Genomic DNA, 14,236 nt, shown 5'->3' on the forward strand with positions numbered 1-14,236 from the left:
TCTGGGCAGATAGGCCCGGAAGCGGGAGCAACTGCAAGATGGACATCATGACCGCACCGACAGCTGAGGACCCGCTGCTGATCCTGGCGATCTACGCGAGGCGCGCGGCCAACTGACGACCGGCCAGGCCGGAGCCCAGACCTACCTCGACGCCCGCCGAGAGAGTGTCGTGAAAGAGTGAGCACATGGTGCTCGAAGTTGCGTTGATCGATGTGGTCGCCGGTAGCGAAGACGCCTTCACGGCGGCGTATCTGGAGGCTCGCCAGCAGATCGAGAAGGCGGAGGGCAGCCGCAGCATCCGGCTGACGGCGGGCATCGAGACGTCGACGCGGTTCGTGCTGCTGGTCGAGTGGGACTCGGTCGAGGCCCACAACGCCTTCCGCGCCAGCGACGCGTTCGGCATCTGGCGCGGCCTGATCGGCCCTCACTTCGCCAATCCACCCCACGTCGAGCACTTCACCGACGTTTAACTCGCCGTCGCCGCCTGCGGGTCGCCGGTGCCGTCCATCCGTGGCATCTGCCAGCCTCGGGCGAGGGACGACTCGTACGCCGGGGCACCACCGGCGAAGTACTCGGTGAACTTCATGATCAACGGATCCCACCGCAGCGGGTCGATGTACCGGCCGTCGTTCATCAGCAGATCTTCGCGGACCTGGACGCGTCGAATCCTCATCTCCAGAGCGCGCAGGTTGGAGCCGGCACCCCCGAGCTCATGGATCGCCACGATCGTGCCCTCCAGATTGATAGGGCTCTCCTGCACCGCGTCCACGTCGACCAGGTCGCTCCGGGCGCGCGTAAGCCCCGCCGCGGCGAACTTGTCGGGCTCGTACCGATAACCACGGACCCGTTTGGCTTCGGACATCTCCTGCGATCCTGTGAGCAGGGCGATCTGGTCCAGATTGGCGACCATGGCCGGTTCGACGAGGTTCAGAACGCAGTCGGGCCGCTCGATCAGGTTCTTGACCGTCTGGGAACTGACGCTCATGCCCAGCATCGCGGTGTAGTCGAGCCACCAGGCCGACGACATCGGCCCGAGGTTGGTAGTTCCGTCGGGGTTGCGGGAGCTGATCAGCACCACCGGCGTGCCGAAGTACAGGACCTTGGGTTCAACGATTCGCTTCACACCGGTTGAACGTCGGCCGCCGTGAAACTGTGAGGCACCGACCCGGTTCGTCGTCCCGGTCACACGTCGAGCTTGGCGAGCACTCCGGTGATGAACGGCGCTTTGCCACCGCGGTAGGCCGGGCGGTCCTCGTCATCCGCCGCTGCCAGATGCCGCTTGATCCGCGCGTACTCCTGGCGATCTGCCGGCGTGATCCGAAGATGGTCGCGGAAGGCGAGCAAGGTCCGAAGGTTCGGCGAACCCTCCTCGAAGATGTGCAGGTGATGCGAACGTCGCGCGATATCCGGGAAGCACACGGACCACTTGCGCGCCTCCCGATCACCCGGCTCGGGCGCTGCGACCCACTCGAGTGAAGCCAGCGCGCCGAATGCGTCCGCACATCCCTCGACGTCACGAACTACCGCAGCCATGTCGATGATCGCCTTCGCCGGCAGCCCCGGCACGGCAGTACTGCCGATGTGCTCGATCGGCCTGGTCAGCCACGGTTGCAGCACCGGCTCGACCCGCCGGCGCTGCTGCTCGAACGACTCCGCCCACCTGGGGTCGTAGTCGACGATCTTGATCCGGTCCAGTCGCATCCGCCCATCCTGCCGGACCGCCAGCACTCACCAAGCCCACCCGCTGACCCGACCGCCACCGCCTCCCGCCTCGACGGGTGTCGAGGCGGGAGGTTGGTGAGTGCTGGGTGTCCGCGTGTACCAACCGGCACCTTGAGGTCCCGGACCGCCAGCACTCACCAACCCTCGGTTGCCGCGCGGGTTGCAGCGGCCGGGGCCCGAGCCGGGGGCCGGGCCGGAGGTTGGTGAGTGGTGCGAGTCCGGGCCGGCGGGCGGCAGGGCCGGCCGGACCGCCACGCCATCACGATGCGGCAGCCCCACGGCGATGAGCGTGGCAGCGCCCGCTGCTCGGCGATCGTGATGGCCTGGCGGCCCGGGATCCCGCGGTCTTGCCGGAGCCGGGCGTCTAGGGCTTACCAGTTGACCGTCAGGGTCGTGGTTTTGGTGATGCTGTTGACGGTGACTGCGAGTTGGACGGTGCCGGGGCGGCGGGCGGTGAGTTGGCTGGTGGCTGGGTCGTAGGAGGCGATCGCCCAGAACGGGGCGGTCTTCGCCGGGCCGATGTACAGCAGCGGTGAGCCCGACCAGTCGGCCGACACCGGGAAGGAGACCGGCACCCGCCGGTTCGCCTGTACTACGGTCGCTGTGGCTGGGGCCGTCTGGCCCATCCGGAGCGAGGTGGGCGCCGCCAGTTCGAGGGCATCCACGTGCGGCCTGAGTTCGACCTGGAACCACGACCGCTCGGGCGCCGACCAATGCCGCTCAGCGGCGGCCGCCTCGCGCGCCTGCGGGTCGATCCCGACCAGGGCCCAACCGGTGAACCCACCCGCGTCGGGAGCACCTGCGGGACTCTTGCCCGAGTTGCCCGTCAGCGGCAGCAGCACACCGTCCGTACGAGTCGCCGCGAACGTCCCAGCATGAGCCGCCATGTAGGCCGCACCCTTGCCCGTCGCAGCACGGAAGTCCGCAAGCCAGCGGACCAGCAGCTCCGCCTCCTTGCGATCACCCAGTTGCGAGTTCGCCGTCGGGGACGGGTCGTCGATCGGGTGGTGCGCCATCACCACGACGTTGCGGATCTGCCGATTGCGCGCAGCGTCGTCGAGTTGCTTCCGCAGATCGAGGATCTGGTCGAACCCGCCGGCGCGGAGCGACCCCAGCGACGAGTCCCGGAGGACGAACCGGGTGCCCTTGTGGTCGAACGTGCTGGTCGGCGGGCCGAAGACCTTCGTCCACTCGGACAGATCACCCGGGCCGTAACTCTCGTGGTTGCCCGGCACGTAGTGCACCGGCACCTTGCCGGCGACCTCCTCGTCGATGATCTTCTTCGCCAGCGCGATGTCGTTCGCGAACCCGCGGTCGACGAAGTCGCCGTTGATCACCAGGAACTCGGGCTGCTGCGCGAGCGCCTCCCGGATCGTCCGTCGGGCCTGCTGCACGTACTCCGACTCAGGGTCGTCCGCGGTGAACTGCGCATCCGACAGCACTGCGAACTTCCACCTGTTGCCGCCGACAGCCCCATCGGTGACGACCATCGGGTCGACCACCTTCGCCGGCGGTGTGACCGTGACCGGCGGTGCACTGCGCAGCGTCAGGTCGTCGACGATGATCCGGCCCGAGTACTGCCGGGTCGGCACGGTCTCGACCACGTAGATCCGCCAGAACCTGAGCGGCATCGTGAGACCCGGTGGGATGTCGGCCTCGACGTACTTCCAGCCGGTCCAGTCCACCGCTGCCGCGAGGTTGAGCGTCTGCGCGGAACCACCGGCCGCGTCGTACGCGTTGGCGCGCAGCCAAGCGCCTTTGCCGTCGCCGTAGACCCAGGCGCCGAGCTTCTGCGGCTGACCGGGGAACGTCTGCTGCGGGGTCTGCGAGAGGTACGCCGCACGCGTCGCGGTGCTCCCGGTCAGCGAGTAGTCGAGCGCGATAGCCTGCCCGCCGTCGTGACCTTCAGCGGCAGACCTGCTGGCCGTCGCCGCACCAGCCGGTACTGCGTTCGCCTGCCAGCGGGTGAGATCGTCGACCTCGTCCACAACCTGGCTGCTCAGACCCGCGGTGACACTGAGCTGCGTGGTGAGGCTTCCCACCTTCGCCGTGATCACCGTGGACACGGCCTCGGTGCCGATCGCGTTCACGTCAAACCCATTGCCCCGAGCAACCACCTTGACCAGCGCCGGGTCGTAGGTGAGCTTGATGTCACGCGGTTCCACCCAGGTCGAGAAGCCGTCCGCGTCGTAGCCATTGACCGTGAAGAATCCCTTAGCCGTTGCATCCGGCAACGAGACCTGGCGGCTCGACGGCGCCAGCCGCGTCGGCGTGCCGAGCACCGTGATCGGGAACCTGCCGCGAGCCTGTCCACGAGTCGCCGTGACGACGACATCACCCGCCTTGCGACCGGTGACGATCCCCTGGCTGGTGACCTTGGCGTTGCTGCCCGACGACCAGTACGGCGTACCGGGGGCCGGCGCGTACGTCTCGTCATGGCCTCGTGCGGTCAGCACGCGGGTCAGGCCGGTGAGGACGCGCGAGCTGCGGGAGATGTCGGTGTCGGCGAGTTCGGCGGCGGTGCCGGTGGCCTCGAGCTGGAATCCCTTGAGCTTGCCGGATCCCTTGACCGGGAGGAGGCCGAGGCCGTTCGGGGTCAGCCGCTCGCCACCGTCGGAGGGCTTGTTCACCACCTCGGGAGCCGCCTCGCCGGGCGAGCGCTTGAGCATCGTCGAGGAACCGCCGCCGTCGAGGTTGAGCACGTCGTCGGAACCGAGGTCGAGCATCAACCGGGCGAGCTCCTTCTCCGTCAGGCCGCGCGAGTCGGCCATCCGGCCGTCGACCGTGAGCAGCACCATCCGGCGGCCGTCGGCGGAGAAGCCGACAGCAGTACGCGGGTGCAGAGCAACGTCGTCGACATTGAGGATCTGGCCGTCGCGGGCCAGCTGGATGTTGCCGCTGATGCCGACTGCGACATCCGCAGCGTCAGCCCGCGGTCCGTACTTCACGTCGACCTTGTCGCCTGGTTCGAAGGCGGTCAGAGCGGTCGCACCTGTTTCGCGGCCGATCAGCGCCAACTCGTTGGCTGCCAGGGGCGTGGTCGCAGGCGTGGTGGTTGAGGAGACGACGACGCCGTCGCGGAGGATCACCTCGCGGACCGTCGGCAGGCCGTCGACCGTTCTGGTCCTCGCGGTCGCACCCCACTGCGGGGTGTAGAGACCGATGCCGGCCGCGTTGACCGAGGGCGAGTTGAGGTTGGTCAGATTGACCTTGCTCGCATCGTCGTCGGTCGCGGTGCCTTCGAGGAAGACCTGGGCGATCCGGCCGAGGCCGTTCGCATCGATGACGGCGGTCTCGTTGTGGCCGGCGGCCGGGCCGTTCACGAACTGGCCGGCGCCACCGTCGGTGTCCCGCTCGATCCCGATGCCGAGCGGCGCACCGGTGTCGTTGATATCGAAGAAGTCGCCGTTCACGCCGGCGATCGCGCCCTTGCGCGCGACCTGCTGGCTGAGCACCTCCCGGCCGGAGACGGTGCCGGGGTTGAGGTAGTCGACGGTGACGCCACCGGCATCGAGATCGGCGACCAGGATGTCACCGCGCAGCCAGCCGCGTGCGTCGAGCCGGTCGAAGCTGGTGTAGTTCACGCCAGGTGCGACCGGGGTGTCCTGGCGCCGGGTGATGATCCCCTCGCCCGGCGGAGCGATCGCGACGTCCGGGATGTCGGAGGCCGCCGAGGAACCCTGGCGGCTCTCGACCGCGCTGCTCTGCAGGCTGGCGAGCTGGGCCGGGTCGGGCGCCGGCTGAGCGGCGGCTGGATTCAGCGCGACGCTCGCAAGCAACCCACCGACCACCAGGCTCAGAGTTGTTCGGCGGCGTGGGGTTAGGCGGAACGCGGGCGGAGCAGGCGTGGACACGGAGCCTCCTGAGCTGGACGGACGCGGCCATCCGACGCCTTGCTCGCTACAGCTTCATGAGCCCCACATAGACGTCGAGCAACCAACCGGTGACAAAGTAACCCGTTCGGCCCGTGGACCGGAAGGTTTCTGTCCTCGATTGGTTGCCCGACTTTCGGGCCAGGAGCAGGTCAGTCGAGGCTGACGGGGCGGCCGGCCTGTTGCCAGGCGTGCATGCCGCCGTCGAGGTTCAGCGCGTCGCGGCCCTCGTTGCCCAGGAACTGGGTCGCCATCCCGGACCGGCCGCCGACGGCGCAGACGCAGAGCACCTTCTGCCCGAGCGGCACCTCGCCGACCCGCTCCTGCAGTTCGCCGAGCGGGATGTGGGTGGCGCCCTCGATGTGCCCCCGGGCCCACTCGTCAGGCTCGCGGACGTCCAGTACGAACGCCTCGGCCAGCAGTTCGTCATCGACCTCGGCGACCACCACGGCAGGAATCTGCGGATTCTCAGACATACGCAGATCATGGCAGCCCCCGGCCGGTCGCACTGCACCAACCCCTCCACCTCCGCGCCACCAGGTGGAACGATCTTCTGCCGCGGGTCCGCAGGCACTGGCAAAGCGCTGCGCCGAAGGCCGGGAGAACGGTGGGAATGCGATTGCCCGAGGCGTGGATCGAGCGTTGACAGCACTGGTCCAGACCGCGAAAGTCGAGCGGAGGACTCACCCGCCGGAGAGGACCCGAAGAGCTTTGAGACCCAGCTGCCCGCGAGGACTCCGGCCGTGGTGATGATCGAGGGGATTCCCGGCGAGTTCGGCCCGCAGCCTTGGGGTGAAGCGGTGCTGCGGGGTTGCGAGTTGCTGTTGTTGCGGATCACGCGGCGGCCGGCGGATCACGTAGTACGGCTTCCTGGGTTGGCAACGACGCCGCGGCATGTCGTCGAGGACAGGACCGGGAAGGCGCTGACCTGGCGGCGCGATGGTGATGATCTGCTGGTGCGACTGCCTCGGTCGGAGGAGTTGCCAGTGGTGCGGGTCGCTCTGCAGGGCAAGTTGCGGATCGTGCCGCCCGACACCGTCACCGCCAATGCCGATGGCGTCTGGGATCTCACCCCGACCGGACCTGCGGCACACCTCGTCGCCAGACGCTCCGCAGACGTCGCCGTGCGGTTCTTCGGCGTCGCTGATCCCGCTGTGAGTCAGCCCGTCACTTTGGCGAACCAGTCGTACGCCGTACCAGGGGGCGAGCTGATCGGCTCGACCATCGGGCCGTTCCCGGTCCGGGCGGGACGGGTCGTCCGATTGAGTGTCGGGCCGTCGATCACCCGCGTCCTGGTCGCGCCGGTGGGGACCGTGCTGGCGTACCTCCACTCACCCGCCAACGGTGAGATGCAGGTGATGGTGACCAACTTCGGCCGTACTGCGGCGCACGGGGAGTTGTTCCTCCCAGTCCCGCCCGGGTGGACCGCAAACCCTTGCCAGTGGACCTTTGACGACCTCGCGCCAGGTGCCACCATCACCAACCCGCTGACGCTGCACTGCGGAGTCTCTGGTGGTGCGCTTCGAGTGCAGCTTGATGCGGGCCGGCGGTCGGCGGCCCTGCCCTATCGGCTCTGACCTGTTATTTGAGGAGTTTTGAGAGCCTGCGGTCGGCCAGTGGTTTACCGCCGGTCTGGCAGGTTGCGCAGTACTGCAGGGAGGAGTCCGCGAAGCTCACCTCGCGGACGATGTCGCCGCAGGCCGGGCACTTCTGGCCCTTGCGTCCGTGCACCCGCAGGCCGCTCTTCTTCTCCGACTTGAGGTCCTGCGCGGCCAGCCCCTGGGACCGATGGACCGCGTCCCGCAGGGTCTCCTGCATCGCGGTGTAGAGCTGCTCGAGCTCGTCCGCGGTGAGGTTGGAGGCCGGTTTGAACGGGCTCATCTTCGCCACGTGCAGGATCTCGTCGGAGTACGCGTTGCCGATGCCGGCGATCACAGACTGGTTCCGCAGTACGCCCTTGAGCTGGACCCTGCCCTCCCGCTTCAGGATGTCGCCGAAGTCCTCGACGGACAGCGTGAACGGATCCGGGCCCAGGCGCGAGATCCCGGGAACCTCCGCGACGTCGCGCACGACGTACACGGCGAGCTTCTTCTGCGTGCCGGCTTCCGTCAGGTCGAAGCCCGACCCGTCGTCGAGGGTCACCCGCAGCGCGATCGGGCCCTTGCCGGGCCGGACCAGCGCGGTCGACTGCTCCTCCCGCCAGCGCAACCAGCCGGCCCGGGCCAGGTGGATGACGAGGTGGATGCCCTGCGCCGAGATGTCGAGGAACTTCCCGTGCCGCTGCACGTCGTCGATCAGCAACCCGACCAGCGAAGAGATCGGCGGGTCGTAGGTCTTCAGCGCACTGATCGCGGTGATGTCGGCGCGCACGAACGCCCGCTCAACGGCACGCTCCCGCAGGAACCCCGCCAGCGACTCGACCTCCGGCAACTCAGGCACCCCCCTATTGTGCCCACAACCACCCGACATTTCGCCCACAGCTTGCGGGAGACGTTCTCGACTTGCTTGCGAGCGACCGCCGCCTGCTCCAAGCTCAGCGGGTGATCGACCTGCCGACCTTCCGCTACCACCCAGACCCACTGGCAACCGGCGAGATCGCCCCGAGCGAGACCGCCTGCCGGTGCTGTGGACGAGTGCGGGGCTACGTCTACAAGGGCCCGGTGTACTGCGTCGAGGAAGTCGACGACGAACTCTGCCCGTGGTGCATTGCGGACGGATCAGCCGCTGAGCGCTACAGCGCCACCTTCACAGACAACGTCGGCTGGCTACCGGCCGACACACCGGCGAAGGTGGTCGCCGAGATCGAGACAAGGACGCCGGGGTTCGTGGGGTGGCAGCAGGCGCACTGGCTCTTCCATTGCGGTGATGGGGCGGCATACCTGGGCAGGGTCGGTTACCGGGAGTTGCAGCAGTATCCGGATGCGTTGGAGATGGCGCTGCACGAGAACGACGAGTTTCACTGGTCGGTTGAACAGAGCGAGGAGTATGTGCGGTCGCTGCATCCGGGTGGCGACGCGACAGGGTATTGGTTCCGATGCCTGCACTGCGGCGTCGCGCTGGCCTACACCGACATGTCTTGAGCCGAGGATTGCGGTTTCGGCATCGCCGGAGGGGAAATCGGGGTTGAGCCAGGAGGAACCCTCGGGTGATTCTTGGCGGGAACCGCTACCGTCAGATGGAGCAGAGAAGGAGGACCCCGATGGGTTTCGTGAAGACACTGGTCAAGGGCGCTGTGGTCGCCAAGCTGCTGCAGGTCGCGCAGCGCGAGCTCAGCAAGCCGGAGAACCAGCGCAAGGCCAAGGAAATGTTCCAGAAGGTCCAGCAGCGCCGCGCGCACTGAGCCGAGCGCACTGACCTCCACCTGGCCCGGCGTCCGCGGATCCCCGCACGCCGGGCCTCCGGCACGTCCTTTTCCGTTCTGGGTTCAGGGGCGCTTGACGGCTTGGAGGGTGTAGGTGGCCGCCAGGCGTTCGGGGTGGTCGGTGAGGCGCCATTCACCGTGTTCGTCTTCCGTCATCCTGCCGGGGAAGTTCTGCCACGGAGCGCTGTCGTGCTCGGTCAGGCTGGTGAGGTCCATCCCGGCGTCGAACAGCGCCGTCACGATCTCGCCGAGGCCGTGGTTCCACGAGTGCGTGAGGTTGTGCGTGAACTCGACCTCGGTCTCGACGTACGTGCCGCCCTCGTCGAAGATCGTCGGCTCCTTGGTCTCGAAGTACGGGTAGGCGAGCGCGAGCAGGTCGCCGTGATCGGAGCCCTCGAGCGCCCACATCATCGGGTGTCCCTCGCGGATGAACAACCGCCCGCCCGGCTTGAGCAGGCCGGCGACGGTCTGCGCCCAGCGCTCGATGTCCGGGATCCAGCAGAGCGCGCCGATCCCCGTGAAGACCAGGTCGTACGACGCCGCGCCGAGCACCTCGACCGCGTCGTACACGTCCGCCTCGTGGAAGTCGATCTCGTGCCCGAGGCGGTCCGCGAACTCCTGCGCCTGGGCGATCGCCGGGCCGGAGAAGTCCAGGCCGCTCATCATGGCGCCGAGCCGGGCGAGTGAAACCGTGTCGGTGCCGATGTGGCACTGCAGGTGGACGCCGCGCAGTCCGGAGATATCGCCGAGCCGCGGCTGGTCGAACTTGACCACGTTCCCGATGAACCCGGGGTCCTGCTCGTACTGCGCCAGCATGTAGTCGGGCGAGGCGGCATGTGCCGCCACCCGCTCGTCCCAGCTCGCCCGATTCACCTCGCGATAGTCATCCACGCGCCGACTGTGACACATCCCGCCTGCTCACCGCGCGGGGATTTCCTCATCGGGCAAGGCTGTCCTTGCGTCCGAAGAAGGTTGCGCTATAGCCCAAGGTTCTTCGGACGCAGCGGATGTTGTTTCGCGAGAGTGGTGAGTTGGAGGAGTTGCTTGCGCATCATCGCCAGGTCGCCCCAGGCAAGCAGCCGGCGGCGTACGGCGTGAAGGGGGCCGCCCTCGATCGCTATCGCCAGCTTGACCACCAAGCGGGAACCGTCGTCGGCGGTCGGGAGAACTGTGTAGGTGACGGCGAGATTGCCGAAGAGCTTCCGTGCGCGCGGATCGTCCAGCCGCAAGGTGAGCTGACGCCCCGGGGTGAACTCGACCAACCGGAAGATCGTCATGAAGACCTGCCCGATCTCGAGGTCCTCGGCACCGGGGGTCAATGTTCGCGGGCTCCGCCGCCCGAAGTTGTCGAGAAGGTCGTAGCTGTACGGCGCTACGCGCAACTGGCACAACCATCTGTACTGCGAATCGGGGGCAGCTGCGGATTCGATGGCCCGGAAGCAAGCCGTGGTCGGCTCGGTCACGAACCGGTCGCACGGGTAATCCGCCGCGAGCTCAGCCGGCGTCGCGCCCCAGACCCAGGGGATTCCAGCCATCCGGCCCCACCTCATTCGCCTGCCGTCTGACCCGGACCCTATCGAACTGTCTGGTCCGGGTCAGCGGAGGTCAGGCCGCATGGCGGCCGTGGTGGTGCAGGACGCGGGCGCGGCGGATGTGCACGACGCTCGCGGGAGTGCTGACGGGCTTGTGGGAGAAGGGTTCGGCCGCGCCGCCGAGGGCGAGCAGGTCGAGCTTGGACCTGGCGCGGTCACGGTCGTCGGCAACCCAGGATCCGTCCGGGCCGGGCTCCAGCCCGGTGCTGTGACGCCTGTTGCTGCTTTCGAGAGCCGCGATCACGACCAGTGCGATAACTGCGAGGACTACGATTCCGGTCATGGCAGTAATCATCCTCTCGTCTAGATTCCGCCACAATTGGCAGTATTGACATAGTTCCACTAATTTCTGCCATACTGGCTCGCATGCTCCAGAAGATCGCTGTCGTCCTGATGGAGGACGTCGCCGTGTTCGAGTTCGGCGTGCTGTCGGAGGTGTTCGGCATCGACCGGACCGACGACGGCGTACCGCTGTTCGACTTCAAGGTCTGCTCCACCCGCCCGGGCGAACCCCTGCGGACCAGCAGTCACTCCGCCGTGATCGCGCCGTACGGGTTGGAGGAACTGGAGGACGCCGACCTGGTCGCCCTCCCGGCGACCACCTGGCGCGACGAGTACGACGTACGCATCCTCGATGCTCTTCGCCGAGCCGCCGAGCGCGGGGCGATCCTGCTGACGGTGTGCTCCGGCGCCTTCGTCCTGGGCGCGGCCGGGCTCCTCGACGGACGCAACTGCGCGACGCACTGGCGCTACGCCACGCTGTTCCGCGAGCAGTACCCGAAGGCGAAGCTGGACGCGGATGTGCTGTTCGTCGACGACGGCAACATCATCACCAGCGCCGGCACCGCGGCCGGGATCGACGCCTGCCTGCACCTCGTACGGCGTGAGCTCGGCAGTGCTGTGGCCACACGGATCGCCCGCCGGATGGTGGTTCCACCGCAGCGCGACGGCGGCCAGCGGCAGTACGTCGAGGTCCCCGTGCCCGAGTCGTCCGGTGAGAGCCTGCAGCCGGTGCTCGACTGGATGGTGGACCACTTGACCATCGAACACACCGTGCCGGAACTCGCCCGGCGCGCGAAGATGTCGGACCGTACTTTCGCGAGACGCTTCGTGGCGGAGACCGGCACGACTCCGCTGAAATGGGTCACGACCCAGCGGGTCCTGCACGCCAGAACCCTGCTGGAGCAGACGAGACTCGGCATCGAACAGATCGCCTCAGAAGCAGGCTTCGGAACAGCAGCCCTCTTAAGGCACCACTTCCGCAGAGTCGTCGGCGTACCGCCCCAGGACTACCGCCGCACCTTCCAAACCGCCAGCTAGTGCTGACCTATCGACCCGCCACGGCCGCCGACGCCGAGGCCGTGATGACGTTCTGGGCGACAGCCGCCGAAGACTCCCACCGCCCACCCGACTCCACAGACGCCGTACTCCGCCTCATCACCCGCGACCCCGAGGCTCTGATCCTTGCCATAGACAACGAACCGGTGAGCGACGGGGTCAGTGACGGATTGATCGTCGGTTCGATCATCGTCGGCTGGGACGGCTGGCGTTGTCACCTCTACCGTCTCGCGGTCGCCCCCACCCACCGCCGCCGCGGCATCGCCCGCACCCTGATCACCCTCGCCGAAGACCGCTTCACCTCGTACGGCGGAACCCGAGCCGACGCGATGGTCCTCGACGACAACGCAGACGCCCACCCCACCTGGACCGCCGCCGGCTACACCCCCCAACCCAACTGGTCCCGCTGGACCAAACCCCTCTGAGTTGTCCGAGCCGCCAGAACCCTGAGACGTCAGTTTCTGGTTTTGGGGATGCTCCGCTTCGCCTTCTATTGTTGGCGAATCATGCCAGCGCACGCCTTCGTCGACGAGTCCTCCCGAGGCGGCTACCTACTCTGCGCTGTTGTACTGCTCCCTGCCGACCTGAACCCCGCTCGACGCCTCCTGCGCGCCCTGTGCAAGCCGGGGCAACGCCGCTTGCACATGAAGCACGAGAGCGACGGCCGCCGCAGGGAGATCCTCAGCGCCGTTTCACAGCTGGGGATCGAGGTAAGGATCTACCGCACCAAGCTCGACGGTCGGTCGGAGCGCAAAGCACGCGACGAGTGCTTACGGGTGATGGTGCAGGAGCTGATCGACCAGTGCGGCGTTGACCGGATGGTGGTCGAGTCCTGCGACCAGGATCATCGCGACAACCAGGTGATTCGGGAGATGGTGCTGAAGGCGCAGGCCGAGGAGCGGTTCGTCTATCTGCACTCGGCGCCGGCGAACGAGCCCCTGCTCTGGTTGCCCGACATCTTCGCCTGGGCAGTCGGCCGCGGCGGCGACTGGAAGCGGCGGTGCGGCAGCGGGGGGATCGAGATCAGGGAAATCAAGCCGTAGACACGCGAAACCCGGGCGACCGACCGTCCGGACGGCTCCCGGGTTCACTTCCCAGAGCTAGTGCCCTGGGCTGACTCAAGACTACACACGTCCGCCCTCACCTCGCCATCCTGAATGCGCCCTCCACTAGCCGGAAGGGCGCACTCTTAGGCAGAGCAGGCAGCGGAGTCCGACTGCATGCGCGTAATCAGACGGAGCGTTGGTAGGTGTGGAAGGCTCGGGTGGAGAGGTAGGCGACTAGCAGGGTGAAGGCTAGGAGGTAGGCGCCGTGGCGGGTGGCTGAGGACCAGTCGGGAGTGGCGGAGAGGGCTTCGCGGGCGGTGATGGCGGCCCAGTCGACCGGGTTGAAGCGGGCCGCTACCTCGACCCAGTGCGGGGCGAGCTTCGGGTCCATCATGATCGACGACATGAACGTCAGCGGTAGCGAGATGAACTGGGAGATCGCGATCAGCGCCTCCTGTTGCCGGGTCAGCAGCGCCACCGCGTTCGAGAGCGACCCGAACGCCGTCCCCACCAGCACCGACACCACGATCGTGACGAGATAACCGGTCGCGCCCCCGTCGTACCGGGCTCCTGCTGCCATCCCGATCGCGAACACCAGGATCGTCTGGAGCACCGTGGTCGTGGCGTTGCTGATGAGTTGCCCCGCCATCAGCGCACCCCGGCGGACCGGTGACGCCAGCATCCGGTCCATCACGCCGCGCTCCATGTCGGCGATGAAGGTGGTGCCGTTCCAGCCGCTCGTCATCAGGGCCGTCATCATCACGATCCCCGGCGTCAGGAACGCGATGTACGACGGGTTGCTGAACCCCGGGAGATTCACCACCCCCTTGAACAACTGGCCGAACAACAGCAACCAGATGGCTGGCTGCACCAGCGTGAACGCGATCAGAGCAGGCGACCTGTACTGCGCTCGCAACCATCGCCCGGTCACCAGAATCGTATGCGCGAGCAGGCCCCCCGGCCGGGCTGCGGAGGTGGTCGTCGTTACGGCTGTCATCGTGGCCATCAGGCGGCCCGCCCTTCTTCACGGATCTCGGCTGACTTGAACGACCGGCCGGTGTAACTCAGGTAGACATCGTCGAGCGACGGCCGCGACACAGTCACTGCGGTGACCGGGATCGCCTTGTCCTCAAGGGCTCCGAGCACCGCCGGCACCGCGGTCGCACCGCGATCCACCCGAGCTCGCAGCGTGTTGCCCTCAGCAACAATTTCGCCGATCCCCGGCAGTTGGGCGAGCAGCGCGCGCACGTGACCGTCGGTGTCGGGATCGACCAGTTCGACGTGGACGGAGTCGCCGCGGAGTTC

The 14,236-nt window shown here is 67.5% G+C and carries 17 protein-coding genes; 7 read left to right on the forward strand and 10 right to left on the reverse strand.

Annotated features, from left to right (window positions below):
- The first annotated feature begins 185 nt into the window (after positions 1 to 185).
- Complete coding sequence (locus VFG33_RS25910; RefSeq protein ID WP_325055561.1) at positions 186 to 470, forward strand: antibiotic biosynthesis monooxygenase family protein; 285 nt, start codon at positions 186 to 188, stop codon at positions 468 to 470.
- Here VFG33_RS25910 and VFG33_RS25915 read toward each other — a convergent pair.
- From VFG33_RS25915 to VFG33_RS25930, 4 genes are all read right to left on the reverse strand, one after another.
- The gene (locus VFG33_RS25915) at positions 467 to 1,123 is read right to left on the reverse strand and encodes a flavin reductase family protein (protein ID WP_325055562.1); all 657 of its coding nucleotides are present in this window, start codon (positions 1,121 to 1,123) and stop codon (positions 467 to 469) included. The genes VFG33_RS25910 and VFG33_RS25915 overlap by 4 nt on opposite strands.
- Positions 1,124 to 1,182: 59 nt before the next feature.
- On the reverse strand, positions 1,183 to 1,701 hold the full coding sequence (locus VFG33_RS25920; protein WP_325055563.1) for a GrpB family protein: 519 nt from the start codon (positions 1,699 to 1,701) through the stop codon (positions 1,183 to 1,185).
- 392 nt (positions 1,702 to 2,093) lie between these two features.
- A complete protein-coding gene (locus tag VFG33_RS25925; protein ID WP_325055564.1) occupies positions 2,094 to 5,576 on the reverse strand; it encodes a phosphodiester glycosidase family protein in 3,483 nt (1,160 codons plus the stop codon).
- Positions 5,577 to 5,746: 170 nt separating this feature from the next.
- Positions 5,747 to 6,070 (reverse strand): rhodanese-like domain-containing protein, encoded by a 324-nt coding sequence (locus VFG33_RS25930; protein ID WP_325055565.1) that lies wholly within the window; start codon positions 6,068 to 6,070, stop codon positions 5,747 to 5,749.
- 267 nt (positions 6,071 to 6,337) lie between these two features.
- Here VFG33_RS25930 and VFG33_RS25935 point away from each other — a divergent pair, with 267 nt between their 5' ends.
- A complete protein-coding gene (locus VFG33_RS25935) occupies positions 6,338 to 7,171 on the forward strand; it encodes a hypothetical protein (protein WP_325055566.1) in 834 nt (277 codons plus the stop codon).
- Positions 7,172 to 7,175: 4 nt separating this feature from the next.
- On the opposite strand, the gene VFG33_RS25940 is transcribed toward VFG33_RS25935, so the two are convergent.
- Positions 7,176 to 8,033: a DNA-formamidopyrimidine glycosylase family protein gene (locus VFG33_RS25940; RefSeq protein ID WP_325055567.1), complete on the reverse strand. Its 858-nt coding sequence runs from the start codon at positions 8,031 to 8,033 to the stop codon at positions 7,176 to 7,178.
- Positions 8,034 to 8,095: 62 nt separating this feature from the next.
- Here VFG33_RS25940 and VFG33_RS25945 point away from each other — a divergent pair, with 62 nt between their 5' ends.
- On the forward strand, positions 8,096 to 8,674 hold the full coding sequence (locus VFG33_RS25945; protein WP_325055568.1) for a CbrC family protein: 579 nt from the start codon (positions 8,096 to 8,098) through the stop codon (positions 8,672 to 8,674).
- 119 nt (positions 8,675 to 8,793) lie between these two features.
- A complete protein-coding gene (locus tag VFG33_RS25950) occupies positions 8,794 to 8,934 on the forward strand; it encodes a hypothetical protein (protein WP_325055569.1) in 141 nt (46 codons plus the stop codon).
- An 84-nt stretch (positions 8,935 to 9,018) separates the two neighbouring features.
- Here the strand turns inward: VFG33_RS25950 and VFG33_RS25955 are convergent, their stop codons facing one another.
- From VFG33_RS25955 to VFG33_RS25965, 3 genes are all read right to left on the reverse strand, one after another.
- A complete protein-coding gene (locus VFG33_RS25955; protein ID WP_325055570.1) occupies positions 9,019 to 9,846 on the reverse strand; it encodes a class I SAM-dependent methyltransferase in 828 nt (275 codons plus the stop codon).
- 86 nt (positions 9,847 to 9,932) lie between these two features.
- Positions 9,933 to 10,490 (reverse strand): hypothetical protein, encoded by a 558-nt coding sequence (locus VFG33_RS25960; RefSeq protein ID WP_325055571.1) that lies wholly within the window; start codon positions 10,488 to 10,490, stop codon positions 9,933 to 9,935.
- Between the two features lie 70 nt (positions 10,491 to 10,560).
- The gene (locus VFG33_RS25965) at positions 10,561 to 10,830 is read right to left on the reverse strand and encodes a hypothetical protein (protein WP_325055572.1); all 270 of its coding nucleotides are present in this window, start codon (positions 10,828 to 10,830) and stop codon (positions 10,561 to 10,563) included.
- An 83-nt stretch (positions 10,831 to 10,913) separates the two neighbouring features.
- On the opposite strand from VFG33_RS25965, the gene VFG33_RS25970 reads away from it, so the two are divergent.
- From VFG33_RS25970 to VFG33_RS25980, 3 genes are all read left to right on the forward strand, one after another.
- On the forward strand, positions 10,914 to 11,867 hold the full coding sequence (locus tag VFG33_RS25970) for a GlxA family transcriptional regulator (protein ID WP_325055573.1): 954 nt from the start codon (positions 10,914 to 10,916) through the stop codon (positions 11,865 to 11,867).
- Complete coding sequence (locus VFG33_RS25975) at positions 11,867 to 12,310, forward strand: GNAT family N-acetyltransferase (RefSeq protein ID WP_325055574.1); 444 nt, start codon at positions 11,867 to 11,869, stop codon at positions 12,308 to 12,310. The genes VFG33_RS25970 and VFG33_RS25975 overlap by 1 nt, the downstream gene beginning before the upstream one ends.
- A gap of 81 nt (positions 12,311 to 12,391) precedes the next feature.
- On the forward strand, positions 12,392 to 12,928 hold the full coding sequence (locus VFG33_RS25980; protein ID WP_325055575.1) for a hypothetical protein: 537 nt from the start codon (positions 12,392 to 12,394) through the stop codon (positions 12,926 to 12,928).
- Between the two features lie 187 nt (positions 12,929 to 13,115).
- On the opposite strand, the gene VFG33_RS25985 is transcribed toward VFG33_RS25980, so the two are convergent.
- Positions 13,116 to 13,937, reverse strand: coding sequence for an ABC transporter permease (locus VFG33_RS25985; RefSeq protein ID WP_325055576.1), 822 nt, complete (start codon positions 13,935 to 13,937; stop codon positions 13,116 to 13,118).
- Positions 13,937 to 14,236: ATP-binding protein DrrA1-3 family domain-containing protein (locus VFG33_RS25990; protein WP_325055577.1), on the reverse strand; the 300-nt coding region annotated here is incomplete at its 5' end. The genes VFG33_RS25990 and VFG33_RS25985, both read right to left, overlap by 1 nt.

This window comes from Kribbella sp. (assembly GCF_035687465.1).
Lineage (GTDB): Bacteria > Actinomycetota > Actinomycetes > Propionibacteriales > Kribbellaceae > Kribbella.

Excerpts from the sequence above, each read along its gene's own strand:
- VFG33_RS25970 (WP_325055573.1), top strand. The coding sequence starts at position 10,914 with ATGCTCCAGAAGATCGCTGTCGTCCTGATGGAGGACGTCGCCGTGTTC.
- VFG33_RS25920 (WP_325055563.1), bottom strand. The coding sequence starts at position 1,701 with ATGCGACTGGACCGGATCAAGATCGTCGACTACGACCCCAGGTGGGCG.
- VFG33_RS25910 (WP_325055561.1), top strand. The coding sequence starts at position 186 with ATGGTGCTCGAAGTTGCGTTGATCGATGTGGTCGCCGGTAGCGAAGAC.
- VFG33_RS25985 (WP_325055576.1), bottom strand. The coding sequence starts at position 13,937 with ATGGCCACGATGACAGCCGTAACGACGACCACCTCCGCAGCCCGGCCG.
- VFG33_RS25930 (WP_325055565.1), bottom strand. The coding sequence starts at position 6,070 with ATGTCTGAGAATCCGCAGATTCCTGCCGTGGTGGTCGCCGAGGTCGAT.
- VFG33_RS25980 (WP_325055575.1), top strand. The coding sequence starts at position 12,392 with ATGCCAGCGCACGCCTTCGTCGACGAGTCCTCCCGAGGCGGCTACCTA.
- VFG33_RS25965 (WP_325055572.1), bottom strand. The coding sequence starts at position 10,830 with ATGACCGGAATCGTAGTCCTCGCAGTTATCGCACTGGTCGTGATCGCG.
- VFG33_RS25950 (WP_325055569.1), top strand. The coding sequence starts at position 8,794 with ATGGGTTTCGTGAAGACACTGGTCAAGGGCGCTGTGGTCGCCAAGCTG.
- VFG33_RS25960 (WP_325055571.1), bottom strand. The coding sequence starts at position 10,490 with ATGGCTGGAATCCCCTGGGTCTGGGGCGCGACGCCGGCTGAGCTCGCG.